This is a genomic window from Rhodococcoides fascians NBRC 12155 = LMG 3623, assembly GCF_001894785.1.
GTDB lineage: Bacteria > Actinomycetota > Actinomycetes > Mycobacteriales > Mycobacteriaceae > Rhodococcoides > Rhodococcoides fascians.
The window spans coordinates 22815-44553 of the sequence record NZ_BCWW01000015.1 but is presented as its reverse complement, the minus strand read 5'-3'; the positions used below and the strand labels follow the sequence as shown (position 1 = coordinate 44553).

The 21739-nt window shown below is 65.4% G+C and carries 17 protein-coding genes and 1 rRNA gene; 10 read left to right on the top strand and 8 right to left on the bottom strand.

The features are described 5' to 3' along the window. The first annotated feature begins 90 nt into the window (after window positions 1–90). Window positions 91–207 (top strand): 5S ribosomal RNA (gene rrf / locus RFA01S_RS24030). Between the two features lie 513 nt (window positions 208–720). On the opposite strand, the gene RFA01S_RS24025 is transcribed toward rrf, so the two are convergent. Then, window positions 721–2310 (bottom strand): adenylate/guanylate cyclase domain-containing protein, encoded by a 1590-nt coding sequence (locus tag RFA01S_RS24025; RefSeq protein WP_032388576.1) that lies wholly within the window; start codon window positions 2308–2310, stop codon window positions 721–723. Window positions 2311–2352: 42 nt separating this feature from the next. Here RFA01S_RS24025 and nucS point away from each other — a divergent pair, with 42 nt between their 5' ends. Together nucS and RFA01S_RS24015 are read left to right on the top strand one after the other, a co-directional pair. After that, the gene (gene nucS / locus RFA01S_RS24020; RefSeq protein ID WP_027497682.1) at window positions 2353–3024 is read left to right on the top strand and encodes an endonuclease NucS; all 672 of its coding nucleotides are present in this window, start codon (window positions 2353–2355) and stop codon (window positions 3022–3024) included. Window positions 3025–3065: 41 nt separating this feature from the next. Then, window positions 3066–3383 (top strand): Rv1322 family protein, encoded by a 318-nt coding sequence (locus tag RFA01S_RS24015; protein WP_072692233.1) that lies wholly within the window; start codon window positions 3066–3068, stop codon window positions 3381–3383. 28 nt (window positions 3384–3411) lie between these two features. On the opposite strand, the gene RFA01S_RS24010 is transcribed toward RFA01S_RS24015, so the two are convergent. Together RFA01S_RS24010 and mce are read right to left on the bottom strand one after the other, a co-directional pair. After that, window positions 3412–4374, bottom strand: a complete 963-nt coding sequence (locus RFA01S_RS24010; protein WP_027497681.1) for a coiled-coil domain-containing protein — start codon at window positions 4372–4374, stop codon at window positions 3412–3414. A gap of 59 nt (window positions 4375–4433) precedes the next feature. Further along, entirely contained in the window at window positions 4434–4910 is a 477-nt protein-coding gene (mce, locus tag RFA01S_RS24005) for a methylmalonyl-CoA epimerase (RefSeq protein WP_027497680.1), read from the bottom strand. A 111-nt stretch (window positions 4911–5021) separates the two neighbouring features. Between mce and RFA01S_RS24000 the strand changes: the two genes are divergently transcribed. The 3 genes from RFA01S_RS24000 to RFA01S_RS23990 all read left to right on the top strand — a co-directional run bounded on the left by RFA01S_RS24000 (window position 5022) and on the right by RFA01S_RS23990 (window position 7644). Then, complete coding sequence (locus RFA01S_RS24000) at window positions 5022–6212, top strand: acetyl-CoA C-acetyltransferase (protein ID WP_032408515.1); 1191 nt, start codon at window positions 5022–5024, stop codon at window positions 6210–6212. Window positions 6213–6286: 74 nt separating this feature from the next. Further along, the gene (locus RFA01S_RS23995; protein WP_032399482.1) at window positions 6287–6649 is read left to right on the top strand and encodes a DUF3817 domain-containing protein; all 363 of its coding nucleotides are present in this window, start codon (window positions 6287–6289) and stop codon (window positions 6647–6649) included. A 47-nt stretch (window positions 6650–6696) separates the two neighbouring features. Beyond that, on the top strand, window positions 6697–7644 hold the full coding sequence (locus tag RFA01S_RS23990) for a tetratricopeptide repeat protein (protein WP_238325185.1): 948 nt from the start codon (window positions 6697–6699) through the stop codon (window positions 7642–7644). Window positions 7645–7649: 5 nt separating this feature from the next. On the opposite strand, the gene RFA01S_RS23985 is transcribed toward RFA01S_RS23990, so the two are convergent. From RFA01S_RS23985 to RFA01S_RS23975, 3 genes are read right to left on the bottom strand one after another with little or no spacing between them, the layout of a single operon-like run. Then, window positions 7650–9098 (bottom strand): neutral zinc metallopeptidase, encoded by a 1449-nt coding sequence (locus RFA01S_RS23985; RefSeq protein ID WP_032408346.1) that lies wholly within the window; start codon window positions 9096–9098, stop codon window positions 7650–7652. Continuing rightward, window positions 9099–11300, bottom strand: coding sequence for a 1,4-alpha-glucan branching protein GlgB (gene glgB / locus RFA01S_RS23980; RefSeq protein ID WP_032408513.1), 2202 nt, complete (start codon window positions 11298–11300; stop codon window positions 9099–9101). An 11-nt stretch (window positions 11301–11311) separates the two neighbouring features. Further along, window positions 11312–13318 (bottom strand): maltotransferase domain-containing protein, encoded by a 2007-nt coding sequence (locus RFA01S_RS23975; protein WP_027497674.1) that lies wholly within the window; start codon window positions 13316–13318, stop codon window positions 11312–11314. A 203-nt stretch (window positions 13319–13521) separates the two neighbouring features. On the opposite strand from RFA01S_RS23975, the gene glgP reads away from it, so the two are divergent. Next, on the top strand, window positions 13522–16059 hold the full coding sequence (gene glgP, locus RFA01S_RS23970; RefSeq protein ID WP_032408345.1) for an alpha-glucan family phosphorylase: 2538 nt from the start codon (window positions 13522–13524) through the stop codon (window positions 16057–16059). A 7-nt stretch (window positions 16060–16066) separates the two neighbouring features. Here glgP and RFA01S_RS23965 read toward each other — a convergent pair whose 3' ends face one another. Both RFA01S_RS23965 and RFA01S_RS23960 read right to left on the bottom strand, forming a co-directional pair. Continuing rightward, complete coding sequence (locus tag RFA01S_RS23965) at window positions 16067–18115, bottom strand: ATP-dependent DNA helicase (protein WP_032408344.1); 2049 nt, start codon at window positions 18113–18115, stop codon at window positions 16067–16069. 50 nt (window positions 18116–18165) lie between these two features. After that, window positions 18166–19422 (bottom strand): nicotinate phosphoribosyltransferase, encoded by a 1257-nt coding sequence (locus RFA01S_RS23960; protein WP_238325199.1) that lies wholly within the window; start codon window positions 19420–19422, stop codon window positions 18166–18168. Between the two features lie 150 nt (window positions 19423–19572). Here RFA01S_RS23960 and clpS point away from each other — a divergent pair, with 150 nt between their 5' ends. From clpS to RFA01S_RS23945, 3 genes are read left to right on the top strand one after another with little or no spacing between them, the layout of a single operon-like run. After that, on the top strand, window positions 19573–19932 hold the full coding sequence (gene clpS, locus RFA01S_RS23955; RefSeq protein ID WP_228139244.1) for an ATP-dependent Clp protease adapter ClpS: 360 nt from the start codon (window positions 19573–19575) through the stop codon (window positions 19930–19932). 44 nt (window positions 19933–19976) lie between these two features. Beyond that, a complete protein-coding gene (gene aosR / locus RFA01S_RS23950) occupies window positions 19977–20546 on the top strand; it encodes an oxidative stress transcriptional regulator AosR (RefSeq protein WP_032408343.1) in 570 nt (189 codons plus the stop codon). Between the two features lie 9 nt (window positions 20547–20555). After that, window positions 20556–21641 carry a P1 family peptidase gene (locus tag RFA01S_RS23945; protein WP_032408342.1) on the top strand — a complete coding sequence of 362 codons (1086 nt, stop codon included), beginning with the start codon at window positions 20556–20558 and terminating at the stop codon, window positions 21639–21641. Window positions 21642–21739 lie beyond the last annotated feature (98 nt).

Below are 21739 nucleotides of genomic sequence, written 5' to 3'. Positions count from 1 at the left end.
TAGTTGTTCAGTAACACAACCGAATACACGAATCCGCCACCCCACACATGTGTGGGTGACAGGTTCGCTCGTGACACTGTTTCGCAGAGTTACGGCGGCCATAGCGGAGGGGAAACGCCCGGTCCCATTCCGAACCCGGAAGCTAAGCCCTCCAGCGCCGATGGTACTGCACTCGACAGGGTGTGGGAGAGTAGGACACCGCCGAACACAACGTGAACCAAACAACCCCCGACCATCACGGTCGGGGGTTGTTTGCATTCGAAAGCAACACCCACACAACAGTATTCACCCCTTTCGTTGAACTGAACGCGCAGGCATCGACACCTGCACCCCCAGTCCCATCACTCGCCATACGGACCGCCCGCCCCCTCACCTCAGGGCCGCGAACGCGCGCGCACTCGCCACACGCGAGCAGAACAGCGACACCAGACTGCGCGCACCCGACAAACGCGTGCGCGTTCGCGAGCCGTCGAACCGAACCCAACCCCAACAAGCCAACTACTGCCCATCGAAGCTTGGCGATCGATCGTGGGCAAACTTCGATTCTGCAGACGCGCTCGCATTCGCGAGGCGCGCGCAGAATTTTCAGCGATGTCGTGAGCGTTCGACAAACGCGCGCGCATTCGCGAGGGGGACGGGGCACAGGACGGCCGAGTCGTCAGTGATGAAAACGGCAGGGGCACAGTGCACTACACGTACTGAGCCCACGGATCGGGTGGATCAGACGTGAACGGATTCGGCCTCGTCTGCGGAAACCTTCACGTCCTTGGGGTTCGCCAGAACTGTCTCTGCGGATCGCCCTCGAAGGGTTACTCGATCACCGAATTCCCAGCGGTCCGCTTCGTTCTCGGCAGCACCGTCTACCGCTGTTTTGGAAGCGAGTATCGCACCGGGAGCACTCTTGGCCAGTTCCGATAATCGCGCAGCCTCGTTGACCGGATCGCCGATGACGGTGTACTCGAATCTCGACTTTGCTCCCACATTGCCGGCAACGGCTCGGCCGGCTGCAACGCCGACGGCTGCGCTGCACTCGGGTACTTCGACCAGCAATCGGCGGGCAATGGCACGTGCGGCCGAGAGTGCCGATCCGCAGTGATCCGGAATGTCGTTCGGTGCTCCGAAGATGGCGAGCGCCGCGTCGCCCTCGAATTTGTTGATGAAGCCGCCGTGTTCGTCCACCTCGTCGACGACGACGGCGAAGAAGCGGTTGAGTAGATCCACCACCTCGGTCGGCGGTCGTGATGCGGCCAACTCGGTGGAGCCCACCAGGTCGATGAAGAACACTGCGATATCGCGCTCCTGGCCCCCGAGTTCACTCTCGGACTGCAGGGCCTTCTCGGCTACCTCGTGTCCGACGTGTCGTCCGAACAGGTCGCGGATCTTCTCTCGATCGCGCACACCGTCGGCCATCCGGTTGAAACCGCTCTGCAGTTCGCCGAGCTCGGTGCCGTCGTACACCGCGAGTCGGACATCCATGTTGCCCTTCTCGACTTCGGCCATGCCCGCCCGCACGTTGTTGATGGGGGAGGTGGTCGCGAATCCGCCCAGGACGGTCAGGGCGAAGCCGAAGACGATGGTGATGCCGCCGAGCGCGAGGATGGACACAGCGAGCTGGTTTGCACTGGTCTCGGGTCGAAGGAAGCGGAACACCGCGATCATCATCAGGCCGGAGACCGGAACGCCGGTTCCCAGCAACCACGACAGGATGGAACGCCCCATGACACCGGCGATCCGGATGCGCCGTGGGTCGCCCGCTTGCAGGGCACGAGCCGCGATGGGCCGCAGAGCGAACTCACTGAGCAGGTAGCTGAAGGCGCACACGACCGTGCCGCCCGCGGCGATGGTGAACGCCACCTTCGGGATTGCCTGCGGGTCGATGATGCCGTCGATCGTCGTGAGCAGAATCAGTCCACCGGTCCACAGCGCAACCTGCATGCGCGTCAGGCGCCAGGGCATGGCCAGCGTCGCGACCTGCTCGGATCGGGTGGGTTCGCGATCCTCTATGCCCCACCGCAGACTGCTGAGCGCGCGTGTGGTGCCCCAGACGACACCGACCAGGAATGCCAGAAAGACGTACACCGGGACGACGATGAAGTTGACCCACCAGTAGTACTTCATGTCCAGAACGTCCGGGCCTGGAACGACCACACTGATCAGAACGCCGACGATCACCGCACCGATCAGATTGGACAGGACCAGGAACACCGTCAGCAACAGCTGGATTCGGATCCGGCGTCGGCGTGGCGATTCGGTGGTGTCTCCGAGGAGCCGGGAACCCAGCGGAGCGGCAGATCGTCTGAATTGGGGCATGGTGGTCACAGAGTAACGGCCGTGCTGCCTTATGGTGGTCGAGTGCGTTTAGTTATTGCTCGTTGCCAAGTGGACTACATCGGCCGCCTCACCGCACATCTCCCTTCCGCTCGACGCCTGCTGCTCGTCAAGTCCGACGGATCGGTCAGTGTGCACGCGGACGACAGGGCGTACAAGCCCCTCAACTGGATGTCTCCGCCCTGTTGGATGGTCGAGACCACCGAGGACGAAACCATCAAATGGGTCGTCACCAACAAGGCGGGCGAAGAACTCCGCATCACGATCGACGACGTCGAACTCGATTCCAGTCATGAATTGGGGATCGATCCAGGGTTGGTCAAAGACGGTGTCGAGGCTCATCTGCAGGAGTTGCTCGCAGAACACGTCAACACCCTCGGTGAGGGGTACACCCTGGTGCGGCGTGAATACATGACGGCAATCGGACCGGTGGATCTGTTGTGCCGCAACGCAGATGGTGGCACTGTCGCCGTCGAGATCAAGCGTCGCGGTGAAATCGACGGTGTGGAGCAGTTGACTCGGTACCTCGAACTGCTCAATCGTGACCCGTTGCTGGCACCGGTCAGCGGTGTGTTCGCCGCACAGGTCATCAAGCCGCAGGCGAAGACTCTGGCCACCGATCGCGGTATACGTTGTCTGACACTCGACTACGACGTTCTCCGCGGCACCGACAGCACCGAGTTCCGGCTCTTCTGACGTCGTTCTGTCGAAGCGGCGCGATTCTCTACACTGGATGCGTGCCTCGTCGCAATCAGCCCCGCAAAGCGAGTCGGAGTGGTCCGAGCAGTCTCGGCCCGGCTACCGATTCCGTCCTGGGCGGCAATCGCGTCGAGGTGGGTCCTGACGGGGACACGTACACGACGCGGATGATTCCCGGAGCCAAGGCCGTCAAGACCTACCGTTGCCCGGGCTGCGATCACGAGGTACGGCCAGGGGTCGCCCACATCGTGGCGTGGCCGTCGGACGACTTCGGGGGAGCCGACAACCGCAGACATTGGCACACCGGGTGTTGGAGCGGCAGAAACACGCGAGGCCTCACCCGTAGATGGTCCTAGCGGGGGGAGGCCGAGCGTGTGCTGCGAGTCAGGACGCCGAGTCGGCGGATTCCTTCTCTTCGTCGTTGTCCTTCTCGGCCTTCGCCGCAGCCTTCTCTTCTTCTTTCTTGAGGATGGCCGTCGGGTCGGGGTTGTCCAGTAACTCGCTTTCGCGGTTGACCGAGGCCAGCATGGCCGGTACCGAATCGAGCTGGCCCCGGATACCCAGTAGCTGAGCGAGGACGCGACTTCGCAGCACGCGCAGCTCCTCGGCCAATTCCTTCGAGTGCGCGATGCGCCGCTCGGCTTGTTCGCTGGCGGACTGCAGCCGGCGTGCGGCCTCGGTCGTCGCCTCTTCGATACGGCGAGCAGCATCGGCCTTGCTCGACGCTTCCAGTTCTTCGAGCGCGGTGAGCACCTTGGTGCGGCGCTCGGCCATCGTGATCTCGAAGTCTTCCTGAACCTCGGCGCGCTTGGCCTCGGACTCGGCAGCCAGCTTGTCGCGCTCTGCCTGTGCGGCCTCGACGACGCGCGCAGCCTCGGTGCGTGCCTGCGCCATGGTCTGCTCGTGCTCGGTTTCGAGTGCCGTGCGGCGCTCCTCGAGTTCTGCGACCAACGATTCGTGACGGCTTCGCAGGCGAGTGCTCTCCTGCTGCGCAACCGAGATCATCTCCTCGGACTCCGCGTGCGCCTTCGCGCGAACCTCGGAGGCCTCGTCGGACGCCAGTCGCAACATGCGGGAGATGCGATCGCTCATGCCTTCCGCGGTGGTCGGCGGCACCGAGAGACGGTCGATGTCCTTGCGCAGTTCGTCGATCTCGTCGCGAGCGTCGTCGAGTTGCTTGGCCAGATCACGCGCCTGTGCCGCGGCGGCATCACGGTCGGCCGTCGTCAGCCGTAATTCGGCGTCGAATCGCTCGAAGTAGTTGGTGACTTCGTCGCGATCGAACCCCTTCCGAACGATGGAAAAGGGAAGTTGCACCGTGGAAGTGCGTTCATGATCGATGGCCATGGCCGTCAATTTACCGGTGAGTCAAGTGGAGAGCCATACGGCGTAATCACCGAGTTCGGTCAGTGCGCGTTGTGGTTCGGTTCGACCAGTTCGATCAGTACTCCGCCTGCGTCCTTGGGGTGGACGAAGTTGATACGCGAATCGGCCGTACCGCGGCGGGGGGCGTCGTAGAGCAACCGAACGCCGCGGGCGCGCAACTCGGAGGAGATCTCCTCGATGTCGGTGACCCGATACGCCAACTGTTGGAGTCCGGGGCCGTTTCGGTCGATGAACTTCGCGATGGTCGAGGATTCGTCGATGGGCGCGAGCAACTGCAGTGCTGCCGACTTTTCGCCTGCCCCGGGGAACGAGAGCATCGCCTCGCGCACGCCCTGTTCCTCGTTGACTTCCTCGTGCACCGCAACCATCCCCAGGTGGTCGGTGTACCAGGCGATTGCGGCATCGAGATCGGGTACCGCGACACCGACGTGGTCGATAGCCGTCACCAGGTCGGAGCGGAGTGGGGCACCCGTGTAAGACTGCGTGCTGGAGGTCATGGACAAGACGTTAGCGTCAGCTGCGTCCCGGTGTTCCGCCAGGCTGGTATCGGTAGGAGCCTGGCGAGCGTTGATCTCGACAAGGCCGTCTTCACACTTTCGGAGGAAATCGTGACCACAACAGTCATCGTCGCCGGTGCTCGTACGCCCGTCGGGCGCTTCTCGGGTGCGCTCAAGGACTTCTCGGGTTCCGACCTCGGCGGAATTGCCATCAAGGGCGCACTCGAAAAGGCCGGCGTCGCTCCGGATCAGGTCGACTACGTCATCATGGGCCAGGTCCTCACTGCGGGTGCCGGGCAGATCCCGGCCCGACAGGCCGCCGTCGCTGCGGGTATCCCGATGACCGTTCCGGCCCTGACCATCAACAAGGTGTGTCTCTCCGGCGTCGATGCCATCGCGCTCGCTGACCAGCTCATTCGCGCGGGGGAGTTCGAGATCGTCGTCGCCGGCGGCCAGGAATCGATGACCCAGGCACCGCACATGCTGGAGAAGTCGCGGGCGGGATTCAAGTACGGCGATGTCACCATGCGCGACCACCTCGCATACGACGGCTTGTACGACATCTTCACCGATCAGGCCATGGGTGCGCTGACCGAGCAGCGCAATCAGAGCTCGGAGGCGATCAGCCGTGAGGAGCAGGACACCTTCGCGGCCGGATCGCATCAGAAGGCTGCCGCGGCGTGGAAGAACGGTGTCTTCGACGACGAGGTAGTGCCCGTGTCGATCCCGCAGCGCAAGGGCGAACCCGTCCAGTTCACTGCCGACGAAGGAATCCGGGCCGACACCACGGTCGATTCCCTCGGCAAGCTTCGCCCCGCGTTCGACAAGGCGGGCACGGTCACAGCCGGATCCGCGTCGCAGATTTCCGACGGTGCCGCTGCCGTCGTCGTGATGAGCAAGGACAAGGCCGAGTCGCTCGGATTGACTTGGCTCGCCGAGATCGGCGCGCACGGTGTGGTGGCCGGCCCCGACTCCACCCTGCAGTCGCAGCCCGCTCGCGCCATCGCCAAGGCCTGCGCGAAGGAAGGCATCGACCCGAAGGACCTCGACGTCGTCGAGATCAACGAGGCGTTCGCGGCGGTCGGAATCGCGTCGACCCGTGAGCTCGGCATCGACCCGGAGATCGTCAACGTCAACGGCGGGGCGATTTCGATCGGCCATCCCCTCGGAATGTCGGGCGCTCGCATCGCACTGCACCTGGCTCTCGAGCTGCAGCGGCGAGGTGGCGGAGTGGGCGCCGCAGCATTGTGCGGCGGCGGCGGACAGGGCGACGCGCTCATCGTTCGAGTCCCGAAGAACTGAGTCGGTAGTGGCTCTGGTCCGATGAGACCAGAGCCACTACGTTCTGTCGTAGCAAACCGGGCACAATAGCGGGCATGACGAATTTCTTCGACCTGAGCAGCACGGCCAAACGCTTCCGTTTCATTGCCGTGCTCGAAGCGTTCACCTGGCTCGGACTACTGGTCGGCATGGCGTTCAAGTACCTGCCGGCCGACGGCAACGAAATCGGCGTGAAGATCTTCGGGCCCATCCACGGTGCGGTGTTCATCGTGTACCTTGCCGTTGCCGTCCTGACGGCGGTGAAGCTCAAGTGGGACATCAAGGCCACGCTGCTGGCGCTGGTCGCGGCATTCCCGCCGTTCGGCACCGTGGTCTTCGAAATCTGGGCCGTGCGTACCGGACGCCTTGCCGAGCTGAGCACCGGCCGACCCACAGCCGACGCGAAGGTTCCGTCCTGACCGCCCGCCAGTGGATGACGCATCGCGTTAGTGACAAACTGTAGGACGTGACTCGACCCGGTTCCCGTCCTCCTGTCCGCCCGTCGGCCGCCGTCCCCGCATCCATTGCCGGAGCCGTCGACCTGTCCGTTCTCAAGGACCGTCCGGCACCTTCTCCCGCTGCCGAAGCCAGTGGCGATGCGGGAGGGTTGGCTCCGATCGTCGACGTGACCACGGCCAATTTCGAAGCCGAGGTTCTGCAGCGATCGATGCAGGTACCGGTCATCGTCGACGTGGGATCGGCTCGGTCGCCGCAGTCCCAGGCGTTGACGCGTCAGCTCGGGCAACTTGCCGTCGAGGCCGGCGGCACGTGGATACATGCCCGCGTCGATGTCGACTCGAATCCGCAGATCGCGCAGGCATTCGGCGTGCAGGCCATTCCCACGGTGGTTGCCGTCGCGGGTGGGCAACCGCTTGCCGATTTCCAGGGCACGCAATCCGACGAGCAGTTGCGTCAGTGGCTGCAGGCCGTCGAGCAGGCAACCGCCGGAAAGCTGTCCGGTCCACCCGGGTCGGCTCCCGCCGCCGAACCGGAACCGGAGGTCGAGGACCCGCGCATCGTCGCTGCGGAAGAGGCGATCGACGAGGGGGACTTCGACAAGGCAGCGGCGGCGTATCAGGCCATCATCGACGCCGAGCCGAAGAACACCGACGCCGTCGCCGCGCTGCGTCAGGTCAAGTTCTTGGCTCGGGTGCAGAACGTTGCACCCGATGCCGTCGAGGTGGCCGACGCCGATCCCAATAATGTCCAGGCCCGCATCGATGCGGCCGACGCGGAGATGGCCGGGCAGCAGCCGGAACAGGCTTTCGCACGGCTCATCGACGGAATCAAGATCAGTGCAGGGGACGACCGCACGGCCCTGCGTACCCGCCTACTGGAGCTGTTCGAGTTGTTCGACGCCGCCGATCCTCTGGTGGTCTCGGCGCGTCGTAAACTCGCGTCCGCTCTGTACTGAATCCCTCAGCTGTAGCGCGAATCGCACAGGGGTTTGCCGCCAAGAACTCCCGAGCGGAAAGCGTCGACTCGGGAGAAGCCGGACGGCAGCGTCGTTCCGTTGACGTCGCTGGCGGCCAATCCGTCGCTGAGTAGACCGGAGACGGCCTCGTCGAGATCGCCGGGAGAGAGCCGGATTTCGAGAGCGGCCTCGTTGGATTCGGCGCTCAACGCTGCGGTGATGACTCCGGACAGGCATGCGGATCGAAGTGCGGTCTGCGGGTCGTCGAGCGTCTGGCCCGCTTCCTTCTGTACTGCGAGGGTGTAGCGAGACGCGAACAGTACGTACGCGCTGTAGTCACCGGATACGTTGAGTGGCAGGATGTCTCCGCGCTGAGGTGTCTCGGGTTGCCCTATTTCGGCCAGGTCCTCCACATCGACACCGATGGTGTTGGTCGACGGGCAGTACGACACCGGAGAGGTGTCCTCGGCGTCGGTGCACCCGGTGTCCGATCCCGAGTAGTCCACGGTCGGCGGATCGGCGACGGGAAGCGCCGTCTCGAACGATCGCGTGAATGCGCCCAGGGAGTCCTCGGTGACCGGTAGCTCACCGGATTCGTCGGCGCTGTCGAACTTCTGCGGCAACGACGCTCGGCGTGAATCGATTTCGGCCTCGTCGATGCGTGTGCAGGTTGCCGCGCCGTCCCTGAATCCGATCTGCACTGCCGTGACGCGCTCGAATGCGGACCCGTGTACCGATTCGGGATCGTTGGGGTCCACGTCGCGCACCGCGACAGTCGCAGCGAGAACACCGTTGAGCCCATCCGAGGTGTTGATGGTGAAGTGCGGCGAATCGCCTTCTGCGACATGGCGGATGAATGCGCCGGCGAAACAGTCGGCTTGCTGCTCGGCCACGATGGTCGGGGTGTCGTCGCCGACGAGTCCCGACTGATGCTGGATCGCGTGGCCGTATTCGTGCGCGATCACCATGACCACCGACATCGGCCCGAACGCGTCGATCAACGCCGGAAGCAGAATGGTGCGGTCCCACCCGATCGAGTCGTCGCGGGTGCAGTACGCGGCATTGGGGACTCCACCGGTTCTGTCTCCACAGAACCGGATGCCGGATCCCTCGTCCTCCGACGCATCCCACGAGGTCAATGTCGTGACTGGCGTGAACGAGCCCTTGAACAGGGCCGGATACTGCTCGGCCCAGAACTGCTGGATGTCGTCGATCGCGTTGGTTGCCAGGATGTCCGAGTCGGTGCCTTCGGCGTTCTCGACGGCGATGGTCGAATCCGGTACTCCCGGACGCGGTCCGCTCGGTCCGCTGGTGACCGGAAGGCCGGCGACCGTGAACGGATTCTCGTAGATCGACACTGCATTACCGCCGACGGTGGCGGCGCACGATGTCAACAGTAGTAACCCTGCAGTGGCGGCCGCAGCCAGAAGTCGTGGTCTGCGGCCGCCGGTCATCTACTGCTCCAATTTGATCCAGATCGCCCCGTTGGCGGGAAGTGCAACCTGGCCTGATGCCGGTCGACCGTGCCACGAGTGCGATGTTGCCGTCACTTCACCCAGGTTGCCCATTCCGGAGCCGCCGTACTCCGTTGCATCGGTGTTGAGGATCTCGATCCAACGGCCTGGTTCCGGTAGTCCCACACGATAGCTGCCGTGCTCGGAACCGGAGAAGTTGAAAATACACGCGACAACCGAACCGTCGGAGCCGTACCTCAGAAAGCTGAGCACGTTGTTCTCGGTGTCGTTGGCGTCGATCCACGAGTAGCCACTGGGCGAGGTGTCCAGCGTCCACAGTGCCGGATGCGACCGGTACGTCGAGTTCAGATCTGCGACAAGCGATTTCACACCTCGGTGCAACGGCTCCTCGTCGATCTGGTACCAGTCCAGGCCTCGCTCCTCGGACCATTCGCGAGTCTGACCGAACTCCTGGCCCATGAACAGCAACTGCTTGCCCGGATGTGCCCACATGTAGGCAAGCATTCCGCGCAGCCCTGCGGCCTTGGCGTAGTCGTCCCCGGGCATGCGGGTCCACAGCGTGCCCTTGCCGTGCACCACCTCGTCGTGGCTGATGGGCAGCAGGTAGTTCTCGCTCCACGCGTAGACGAGCGAGAACGTGATCTCGTGGTGGTGGTAGCTGCGGTGGATGGGATCGCGCCCGACGAAGCCGAGGGTGTCGTGCATCCACCCCATGTTCCACTTCATGTTGAAGCCGAGCCCGCCGACGTTCGTCGGGCGAGTGACGCCGGGCCACGCGGTCGACTCCTCGGCGACGGTGACGACTCCGCGGTGCTTCTTGTGCACCGTGGCGTTCATCTCCTGCAGGAAGGACACCGCTTCGAGGTTTTCTCGGCCACCGTAGATGTTGGGCGACCAGCCACCCTCGGGACGCGAGTAGTCCAGGTACAGCATCGAGGCGACGGCGTCGACGCGCAGTCCGTCGATGTGGAATTCGTCGATCCAGTAGAGCGCGTTCGCGACCAGGAAGTTGCGGACCTCGCGTCGGCCGAAGTCGAAAACCAGTGTGCCCCAGTCGAGTTGCTCGCCTCGCTGCGGGTCTCCGTGCTCGTAGAGCGGCCCACCGTCGAAGCGGGCGAGGGCCCATTCGTCCTTGGGGAAGTGGGCGGGGACCCAGTCGACGATGACGCCGATGCCGGCGCTGTGCAGGTGATCGACGAAGAACCGGAAGTCGTCCGGACTGCCGAACCTGGACGTCGGTGCGTAGTAGGACGTCACCTGATAGCCCCAGGATCCGCCGAAGGGGTGCTCGGCGACGGGGAGCAACTCCACGTGCGTGAAGCCGGTCTCGATGATGTACTCGGCCAGTTGCTCGGCCAGCTCCCGGTAACCCAGGCCCGGTCGCCACGACGCCAGATGGATCTCGTAGACGCTCATCGGAGCCTGCGTGGGTTCGATGCCGGCTCGGGTGTCGAGCCACTTCTCGTCGTTCCAGGTGTACGTCGACGCGGTCACGACCGACGCGGTGGAGGGCGGAACCTCGGTGGCAAAGGCCATCGGGTCGGCCTTGTCCTTCACCGAACCGTCGGAGCCGTGGACGCGGAACTTGTACAGGGCACCGGGTTCGATGTTCGGGACGAACAGCTCCCAGACTCCGGTGGAGCCGAGGACGCGCATCGGCCAACTACGGCCGGTCCACCCGTCGAAGTCGCCCACCAGCGTGACGCCCTGGGCGGCAGGGGCCCACACAGCGAACGAGGTGCCGGTGACGGGACCATCGGGAGTGGCGTACGACTGCTGGTGCGCTCCGAGGATGTCCCACAGCCGCTCGTGGCGACCTTCGCCGAACAGGTGCAGGTCGAGTTCACCGAGGGTCGGTAGGAACCGGTACCCGTCGGCGGATTCGGACACGTGCCTACCTGGCCAGGTGACCACGAGCCGGTAATCGATCAGGTCCTCGACCGGGACCAGCGCAGAGAAGAGGCCGTGGGCGACGTGGGTCAACTCGTGATCGACGCCCCCGACGCGCGCGATCACTTTTTCCGCGTCGGGCTTCAGCGCACGAATCGCTGTTCCGCCGGGCACGGGGTGCGCGCCGAGCACGGAATGCGGGTTGTAGTGCCGACCAGCGGCGAGGAGATCGAGGTCGTTGTCGGACGGAGCTGCGACGGTGTCTTCGGGCGTCGTCGGATTCTTGGTCACGTTGAATCCACTCACTTTCGGTTGCCGCGGTAGGCCAGTTCGATTCGTGCCGGATAGGGAATGTGGGGGAGCGTGAATATGTGCGCCACCGAGGTCCAGGGCTCGAGTCGGACGAAGTTGGTGTGGCCCCAGTCGTAATGGATGCCGCTCACCTCGTCCTTGATCGTCAGGGTGTCCTGCCAGTCGTGACCGAGCGCGGGCATGTCCAGATGGACGGTGCCCTCCTCGGCTCCGAACGGGTTGAGGTTGATGACCACCAACACCGAGTCGCCGGTCTGCGGATCGAACTTGGAATATCCGATCAGCGCTTCGTTGTCGATCGTGTGGAAATGAATGTTGCGCAGTTGCTGCAGGGCCGGATGCGCACGGCGGATGGAATTGAGGGTGGTGATCCACGGCTCCAACGATTCACCGCGGGCGAGCGCACCCTCGAAGTCGCGCGGTCGCAACTGGTACTTCTCGGAGTCCAGATACTCTTCGCTGCCCTCGCGCACGGCCTGATGTTCGTACAGCTCGTACCCGGAGTACACGCCCCACGTCGGAGCCAGAGTGGCGGCCAGAGCTGCTCGCAGAGCGAACATTCCGGGTCCACCGTGTTGCAGGCTCTCGTGCAGGATGTCCGGGGTGTTGACGAACAGGTTCGGCCGCGCGTCGTCGGCGCGTCGGGCATGCTCCTCGGCGAACTCGGTCAGCTCCCACTTCGCGGTACGCCACGTGAAGTACGTGTACGACTGAGTGAACCCACGTTGCGCGAGACCGTACATGCGCACCGGCCGGGTGAACGCCTCGGCCAGGAACAGCACGTCCGGATCGGTCTTCTTGACCTCGGCGATGAGCCACTCCCAGAAGTCCGGTGGCTTGGTGTGTGGATTGTCGACTCGGAAGATCTTGACACCCAACGAGATCCAGTATCGAACCACGCGTAGGACTTCCTCGTAAATGCCACGACGGTCGTTGTCGAAGTTGATCGGGTAGATGTCCTGGTACTTTTTCGGCGGATTCTCGGCGTAGGCGATCGTGCCGTCCGGCAACACCGTGAACCACTCGGAATGTGTTGCGGCCCATGGATGATCCGGAGCGGCCTGCAGGGCGAGGTCGAGCGCCACTTCGAGCCCGTGCTCTCGCGAGGCGTCGACGAACGCACGGAAGTCGTCCTCGGTCCCCAGCTCGGGATGGATGGCGTCGTGCCCGCCGTCCTTGGATCCGATCGCCCACGGCGAACCGACGTCCTCGGGGCCCGGAGTCAACGTGTTGTTCGGGCCCTTGCGGTTGATCGTGCCGATCGGGTGGATCGGAGGCAGGTAGACGATGTCGAAGCCCATGCGCGCGATGCGCGGCAACTGCTCGATGGATGTCGCGAACGTGCCGTGCCGCGGTGATCCGTCCTCGTTCCACCCGCCCGTGGAGCGCGGGAAGAACTCGTACCAGGCACCGTTGAGGGCCAGGTTTCGGTCGACCCACACGTTCACGGCCCGTGATCTGGTCACCAGCTCGCGCAGCGGGTGCTGGAACAGCAGTTCGGTGACCGACGATGCGAACGCCGAGGACACGCGCGCGGGCAGCGGGCGGTCGGTGTCGCGCAGGCCGGCGGCGACGTCGGCGAGCAGCTGCCTGCTCTCCGCAGGAACGCCGGTGGCAGCGCGGAGGAACAGGCGCGCCCCGATCTCGAGGTCGTTGGCGAGTTCGTGGGCGCTCTGGCCCACTCCGAGCTTCGCTTCGACGGCGTGACGCCAGGTGCTGATCGGGTCGCTCCACGCCTCGATACGGCAGATCCAGTAGCCGGGCCGGGATGGGACGAACACCGCGTCGAACGTGTCCGGCTCGTGGCCGGGCGTCATCGGGATGCGTTCGAGCTTGCCTCCCGGTCCACGCACCGACAGCGTCGCGGCCACTGCGTCGTGACCCTCGCGCCAGACGTCGGCGGAAACTGGAAACGTCTCGCCCACCACCGCTTTCGCGGGGTATTTCCCGGTCGTCGTATCTGGAAGGACATTGTCGATACCAAGTCGACCTGTCACTTCACACTCCATTCTTCGTTAGAGGTATGGCTGCGCGGGCGCAACCTCTGATCGAACCGATATTTGGTGTGCTTCTACTCGTCAACCGTAGTGCAGCAGCGCAGATGGCGCGTGCGCCGACGCATACTGACCGCGACGGGCGCACGAGGAAATTTCGCCGAGCGCCCCATCGACACAGGTATCCGTGGGTAGGGTTCGGCTCTGTGAAAGCCTTGCGTCGATTCACCGTCCGAGCCCACCTTCCCGCCCGTCTGAATGCCCTCGCCGAGCTGTCGACAAACCTCAGGTGGTCGTGGCATTCGGCCACGCAGGATCTCTTCGAGCACATCGATCCTCTGCTGTGGACCGAACTCGAACGCGATCCGGTGGCCGTGCTCGGTGCCGTCGCACCCGGCCGGCTCGAAGAACTCGCCGAAGACGCATCGTTCCTGGCCGAACTGGACGCCGCCGAGGCGGATCTACACGACTACCTCGCCCGACCCCTCTGGTACCAGAACGAGCTCGCCGAGGGGCGAGCTCTGCCGTCGGGCATCGGTTATTTCTCGATGGAGTTCGGGGTCACCGAGGTGCTGCCGAACTACTCGGGTGGGCTCGGCATTCTGGCCGGCGACCACCTCAAGGCGGCGTCGGATCTCGGTCTACCGCTGATCGGCGTCGGACTGCTCTACCGCTCGGGGTACTTCCGGCAATCGCTGACGGCCGACGGCTGGCAGGCCGAGCGTTACCCGTCCCTGGACCCGCACGGTCTGCCGCTACGACTGCTCACCGACGACAACGACTCACCGGTGTTGATACACGTGTCGATGCCGGGGTCGCGCGTGCTGCGGGCCCGCGTGTGGATCGCTCAGGTGGGACGCGTTCCGCTGCTGCTGCTCGACTCCGACATCGCCGACAACGATCCCGAGCTCAGAGGAGTCACCGACCGCCTGTACGGCGGCGATCAGGACCACCGCATCAAGCAGGAGATCCTCGCCGGAATCGGCGGAGTACGCGCGATCAGGGCCTACACGCGCGCGCACGGACTGCCCGATCCCGAGGTGTTCCACATGAACGAGGGCCACGCCGGCTTCCTCGGGGTCGAACGCATCCGTGAACTCGTCACCGGTAGCGGGTTGGACTTCGATTCGGCGTTGGCCGCCGTCCGGGCGGGAACGGTGTTCACCACCCACACCCCGGTGCCTGCCGGCATCGACAGGTTCCCCGCCGATCTGGTGCGGCACTACTTCGGCGGTAGCGACGGTGCACCGGACTCGGCCCTGTTGCCGGGATTGCCGATGAGCCGAATTCTGGCGCTGGGTGGCGAGAGTGATCCGTCGGTGTTCAACATGGCGCACATGGGCCTTCGCTTGGGGCAGCGCGCCAACGGAGTGTCGAAGCTGCACGGAATCGTCAGCCGCGAGATGTTCAACGGCCTGTGGCAAGGATTCGACGCGTCGGAGGTGCCGATCGGATCGGTGACCAACGGTGTCCATGCGCCGACGTGGGCGGCGCGGGAATGGGCCGAGGGGGAGACCGAGACAGGTGAGCCGTTGTCCTCGGAACAGGTGTGGTCCACGCGAAACGCGTTGCGCGCGCAGTTGGTGGACGAGGTGCGCCGAAGGGTGCGCCGCTCGGCACTCGAGCGAGGGTCGACCGAGGCCGAGATAAGCTGGACTGCAAATGTTTTCGACCCCGACGTGTTGACCGTCGGCTTTGCTCGACGCGTACCGACGTACAAGCGTCTGACGCTCATGCTGCGCGAACCCGAGCGATTGCGGGCGATGTTGCTCGATCCCGTCCGCCCGGTTCAGCTGGTGGTAGCCGGAAAATCGCACCCGGCCGACGACGGAGGAAAGGCGCTCATTCAGCAGATCGTCAAGTTCGCCGACGAGGCCGATGTGCGACACCGCATCGTGTTCCTACCCGACTACGACATGTCCATGGCGCGCTTTCTGTACTGGGGATGCGATGTGTGGCTGAACAATCCGCTGCGACCCCTCGAGGCCTGCGGTACGTCCGGAATGAAGTCGGCGCTCAACGGCGGCCTCAACCTGTCGATTCGCGACGGATGGTGGGACGAGATGTACGACGGCGAAAACGGGTGGGCGATCCCGACGGCCGACGGCATCACCGACGACAATCGCCGCGACGATCTGGAAGCCGCTGCCCTCTACGAATTGCTCGAGCAGGCGGTGCTGCCGAAATTCTACGATCGCGGGGAAGACGGAGTGCCGGCTCGCTGGATCGAGATGGTGCGGCACACACTGGAACAGCTGGGACCGAAAGTGTTGGCATCGCGCATGGTTCAGGACTACACGCTCGGCTACTACGCGCCCGCTGCGCACTCCGCCCGCGCTGTGTCGGCCGACGGCTACCACGGCGCGAAGGACGTCGCGTCGTATCGCGGCCGCGTCGAGCAGGCGTGGCGCAACGTGAAGGTCACCCGAGTCGACAGCGAGGGGTTGCCGGACACCCCCGTCATCGGTGCCGAACTGTCGCTGCGCGCCATCGTCGACCTCGGCGGTATGGAACCGGGCGCCGTCGTGGTGCAGGCCGTGGTGGGACGCGTCGACGAGGGCGAGGACCTCAGCGATATCCACACCACCGAGATGTCGCACGTGGGCAGCGAGGGCGGCGAGCACGTGTACGCGGGCGAGACGCGACTGCCGCACAGTGGAGCGGTGGGCTACACGGTGCGGGTGTTGCCGCGGCACCACGGGCTTGCCTCCGATGCCGAGCTCGGTTTGGTGTCGACGCCGTAGGGAGCAGCTACTTTGCGGCCAGGCGGGTGAGGGCCTTGCGGACCACCTCCGGGTCGGAGGTCTCCCAGAACGGCGGCAAGGACGCGCGCAGGTAACCGCCGTACCGGGCGGTCGCCAGGCGCGAATCGAGCACGGCGACAACACCTTTGTCGTCGACGCTACGGAGCAGTCGACCGACGCCCTGGGCGAGCAGCAGGGCCGCATGGTTGGCGGCGACGGCGAGAAAGCCGTTGCCGCCGCGGGATTCGACGGCTTGCTGCCGAGCCACCAGCAGTGGATCGTCGGGCCGGGGGAACGGAATGCGGTCCAGGATCACCAGGCTCAGCGACGGACCGGGCACGTCGACGCCCTGCCACAGCGACAGCGTCCCGAACAGTGAGGTGGCCTCGTCGTCGGCGAACTTCTGCACCAGTGCGCCGGTGGAATCGTCACCCTGACACAGGATCGGGGTGTCGAGTCGTTCGCGCATCTCCTCTGCCGCGGCCTTGGCGGCGCGCATCGACGAGAACAGCCCGAGCGTCCGACCACCGGCTGCCTCGACGAGCGATTCGATCTCGTCGAGCGAGGACTTGGACAGGCCGTCGCGTCCGGGCGGAGACAGATGTTTGGCGATGTACATGATGCCGGCGCGAGCGTGGTCGAACGGCGAGCCCACGTCCAACGAATTCCAGCGAATGGATCCGTTGTCCGAGGGTGGTTCCACTCCCGACGCCATGGCGGTGTCACTGCGAGAGGGTTTCTCTGCGGGCAGGCCCCAATTGACGGCCAGGCCGTCGAAGGATCCGCCGACGGTGAGCGTCGCGGAGGTCAGCACCACGGTGGATTCGGCGAACAACCGTGCCCGCAGCAGCCCGCCCACCGAGAGCGGAGCAATGCGAACGGTGCGTTTGACGTTTCCTCGGAAATCGTCGACGGCGTGCCAGACGACGTCCTTGCGCTTGGCCGGGTCGGGCTCGTCGAAGGCAGTGAGCACTCGTACGGCGCTGTCGTGCACCTCGTCGACTGCCACGAGTGCTGCGCTGCGGGCCGCGGCGGCCTCGGGATCGCTGCCCGCCATGCCCTGTTTGTTCGGGCCGATCGCGGTGCGCACGGCCCAGGCGGCGTCGCGGACGGACGCCAGGGCCGGTCCGACGCCGTCGGGAAGGGACTGCCATCGACCGGGCGGTAGTTCGTCCAGAATCGCGGCCCAGTTCTCGGCAGCTCCTTCGAGTTGATCGACGGTCTCTTCCTCGATGAGCTTGGCGCTACGGCGTGCGGCCGCGGTGACGGTGGCGGCCGAAAGCTCCTCTGTGGCAACGCCGGTCACTCGGTCGACCAATTCGTGGGCCTCGTCGACGACCACGACGTCGTGCTCGGGCAGGATCTGAATTCCGGTGATCGCGTCGATGGCGAGCAGCGCGTGGTTGGTCACGACCACGTCGACCTGTGCGGCCTCGGTGCGGGCGCGCTCGGCGAAGCAGTCCTCGCCGACGGGGCACCGTGATTTCCCGAGGCACTCGCGAGCGGTGACGCTGACCTGACGCCAGGCCTGGTCGCTCACGCCGGGCACCACGTCGTCGCGATCACCCGTTTCGGTCTCCGAGGACCACTTCGTCAGCCGCACCACCTCGCGGCCCATCCGCGAGACGGCGAACGGGTCGAACAACTCCGCGTCCGGTGCTTCCTGTGCGGCACCGGTGTGAATCTTGTTCATGCACAAGTAATTGTTGCGGCCCTTGAGGATCGCGAACTTCGGACGCCGACCCACAGCCTCGGTCAGTGCGTCGGACAGACGTGGAAGGTCGCGGTCGACCAACTGTCGCTGCAGCGCGATCGTGGCCGTCGAGACGATGACGGTCTTTCCCGATTCGACCGCATGCCTGATGCTGGGCACGAGGTACGCGAGGGACTTGCCGGTGCCCGTGCCCGCCTGCACCGCGAGATGCTCACCGGTGTCGATCGAATGCGCCACGGCAGAGGCCATCGTCAGCTGATTGCTGCGTTCCTTGCCACCGAGCGAGTGCACCGCAACCTGCAGGAGAGCGGGAACGGTGGGCAACTCGGTCTTCGACGGCACCGAAGCAGACTACTGCCGATCGCCCACCGGGTTCGGCACCGACACCGCCCCTAGCCCAGGGCGAACCGGGTCGGTATCGCCGGTTCGCCCTGGGACAGGGCGAGCCCCTCCCACGGCAGGCTGACCAGGCGTCGCGCGAGGAGGTCCCGGCCCTCGGCGAGAGTCGGTAGATCGGCGACGCGCCGGCCGCCACGCATCAGCGGCGTGGTCAACGTCTCCACCGTCAGACCGTCTTCGACCGTCGGGGCGGCGTCGAACGGGTGCACTATTTCCTCGACAGCCGTACCGGTCCCACGCGCGGTCCGCAGCGCTGCCTTGGTACCCCCGCGCGATTCCTTGTGACTGCTGCGCTTGGCGACGGGTATGCCGTCCACGGTGACCAGCTTGTAGACCATTCCTGCCGTCGGCGCGCCCGAACCGGTGACCAGCGACGTGCCGACGCCGTACGAATCGACGGGTTCGGCGCGCAGCGCGGCGATCGCGTACTCGTCGAGGTCTCCGGAGACGACGATCCGCGTGTTCGGCGCACCGAGAGCGTTCAATTGGGCGCGGACCTGACGGGCGAGGACACCGAGGTCGCCGGAGTCGATGCGGACACCACCGAGCTCCGGACCGGCCACCTCGATCGCGTTGGCCACGCCCTGCTTGATGTCGTAGGTATCGACCAGCAGTGTCGTTCCCACCCCGAGCGCTCGGACCTGAGCGGCAAAAGCGGCCTTCTCGTCGGGGCCGTCGGCGGTGGTGTGCAGCAGCGTGAACGAGTGGGCCGACGTGCCTGCTCCGGGGACGCCGTGGCGTCGGACTGCTTCGAGGTTGGAGGTCGCGGTGAAGCCGGCCAAGTAGGCCGCGCGCGATGCCGCGACCGCCGCCTCCTCGTGGGTGCGCCGCGATCCCATTTCGATGATCGGCCTGGCCTCGGCGGAGGCGACCATGCGCGCTGCCGCAGAGGCGATTGCGCTGTCGTGATTGAGAATCGACAGCACCACGGTTTCCAGGACCACGCACTCGGCGAACGTGCCGCGGACCGTCAGGACGGGGGAGCCGGGAAAGTACAGATCGCCCTCGCGGTAGCCGTCGATGTCGCCCGTGAAGCGGTAGTTGCGCAGCCACTCGACGGTGTCGGCGTCGAGAAATTTGGACACGACACGCAGCTCGTCCGGGCCGAATCGGAAGCGATCGACGGCGTCGAGAATGCGCTCGGTGCCGGCCACGACGCCGTATCGGCGGCCGCCGGGTAGCCTGCGGGCGAAGACCTCGAAACTGCACGGTCTGTCTGCGTAGCCGCTGGCCAGGGCCGCGGACAGCATCGTGTACTCGTACTGGTCGGTCAGCAGTGCAGTGCTGGCTCCGTCGCTGGAAAGCGTGTGATCGGTGGTCGCGTCATTGCTCACCTCGATCACACTACGAGCGCAGGGGCGAACGTGTGGGGTCGGCCCGACACGCCGTACCCTGTTGCCATGCCTTGGTTGACGGTGGATGGATCGCTTCTGCCCGTGGACGGCTTCTCGGCACTCGAAGTCGCGGCGGCGTCGCCGCAGGCGGTGCCGGCCGAAACCGAGGCCGTTGCTGCCGACGAAGCGCACGACACTCCGTGGGTCACCATCGTGTGGGACGACCCGGTCAACTTGATGCACTACGTCACCTACGTGTTCCAGAAGCTCTTCGGCTACAGCAAGGCCAAGGCCACCGAGTTGATGATGCAGGTGCACTCCGAGGGCAAGGCGGTCGTGTCGAGCGGCGAGCGCGATGCGATGGAGAACGACGTCAAAAGGCTGCACGCGGCGGGCCTGTGGGCCACCATGCAGCAGGACAAGTAGTCAGCAGTTCGCCACCTCTACGTCAGAGAAGGACATCACCGACAGTGCGCACGTGGACGAGACGGAATTCGTTGTCCGGGGTCAAGATCAAGTCCGAGATCGACGCTCGTGAGGCGGCGGTGCTCAAGTCCCTGGTCGCATCCGTTCTCGGCCTGCTACGCGATCGTTCCGCCGCGGCACCCACCGACGAGCTCGCTGCGCTGACCGGGCTGCGTACCGGCCACAACAGCCCGCCGGACGATGCAGCGCTGGCTCGGCTGCTGCCGGACTTCCACCGCGCCGATCCCGAACACGACGATCAGGATCCGGCCGATCTGAACGGTGCCCTCCGCGGGTTGCACGAGCCCGAGATCATCGACGAGAAGTTGGCTGCCGGGGCAGTGATCCTCGCGACCCTGCCCGATTCCGGCGGAAAGATCCTGCTCACCCAGGAACAGGCCGACGCGTGGTTGACGGGTCTCAACGACGTGAGGCTGGCGCTCGGGACCACACTGGGCATCAGTGCGGACACTCCTGACGTACTCGACGAGGGCGATCCTCGTGCTCCCCATCTGGACGTGTACCACTGGTTGACCTGGATGCAGGATTCCCTCGTCCAGGTCCTCGTTCCCTAGGGTGCCGACGTGACCGCAACCTTCTCGAAACCCGGCCCCCGGGACTGCTTGACCGATGTGGCAGGTCTGTTGGTCGGCCATCATCACGAACTCGACGACGACGCCGCGATGGGGTTCGGTTCGGCCACCGGCTGCACTGTGGTGCGCGTTCTCGGTGGGGCGACGGCGGCCGTCGACGTGCGAGGCGGCGGACCGGGAACACGCGAGACCGATCTGCTCGATCCGAGCCATTCCGTTCAGCAGGTCGACGCGATCCTGTTGACCGCGGGCAGTGCGTACGGGCTTGCGGCCGCCGACGGCGTCATGCGGTGGCTCGAAGAGCACGAACAAGGCATCCTGATGGGCAGTCCGGCTCACGTCGTGCCGATCGTGCCGGCTGCGGTGATCTTCGACCTTCCGGTCGGCGACTGGGCCGCGCGCCCCACCGCGGAGTTCGGCTACCGTGCTGCGGCCACGGCGGCGACCGAGTTCGCGACGGGATCGGTCGGGGCAGGAGTCGGTGCTCGCGCCGGCGTGCTCAAAGGTGGGGTGGGCACCGCGAGCACGGTGATCGAGGGCGGTCCGGCCGACGGAGTGACGGTCTCGGCGCTGATGGTCGTCAACCCTGTGGGCGCGGTGTTCGATCCGCGCACCGGGTTGTTGTGGGGCACCGGCACACTGGGGCCCGCGGAATTCGGCATGCGCAGTCCCGACGTCGACGAGGTGCGGACCGCGGCGGCGCTCGAACCCAAGGCCACAGCTCTGAACACCACGATCGGCGTGGTTGCGACGGATGCGCCGCTGTCGTCGGCGTCGTGCAAGCGAATAGCCGTCGCGGGTCACGACGGACTCGCGCGGGCCATCAGACCTGCGCACTCGCCACTCGACGGTGACACCGTCTTCGCCGTGTCCACGGGTACCAGGGCCGTCACCGCCGAGTCCTCTGTGCCCGCAGCATTCTCCCCGGAACTACCGGTACTGGCCGCGGTCACCGAAGCCGCGGCGATCGTCGTCGAGCGAGCCATCGTCCGGGCCCTGATCGACGCCACCTCGGTGGCCGGCATCCCCACCTATCGCCAGATCTTCCCCTCCGCATTCACGGCATCGCGTCTCTGACCGGCAGGTAGCCGCTACCGGTACCGTGGAGAGACCGAGGTTGGAGGCGATCATGAGTGAGACCGGCAAGCTTCCCGGTGAGCGAGAGCGGCCCGCGT

Coding starts and splice junctions, on each gene's coding strand:
- RFA01S_RS24025 (WP_032388576.1), bottom strand. CDS start 2,310: ATGCCCCAATTCAGACGATCTGCCGCTCCGCTGGGTTCCCGGCTCCTC.
- RFA01S_RS24010 (WP_027497681.1), bottom strand. CDS start 4,374: ATGGCCATCGATCATGAACGCACTTCCACGGTGCAACTTCCCTTTTCC.
- mce (WP_027497680.1), bottom strand. CDS start 4,910: ATGACCTCCAGCACGCAGTCTTACACGGGTGCCCCACTCCGCTCCGAC.
- RFA01S_RS23995 (WP_032399482.1), top strand. CDS start 6,287: ATGACGAATTTCTTCGACCTGAGCAGCACGGCCAAACGCTTCCGTTTC.
- RFA01S_RS23985 (WP_032408346.1), bottom strand. CDS start 9,098: ATGACCGGCGGCCGCAGACCACGACTTCTGGCTGCGGCCGCCACTGCA.
- RFA01S_RS23960 (WP_238325199.1), bottom strand. CDS start 19,422: ATGCTGTCCGCGGCCCTGGCCAGCGGCTACGCAGACAGACCGTGCAGT.
- clpS (WP_228139244.1), top strand. CDS start 19,573: ATGCCTTGGTTGACGGTGGATGGATCGCTTCTGCCCGTGGACGGCTTC.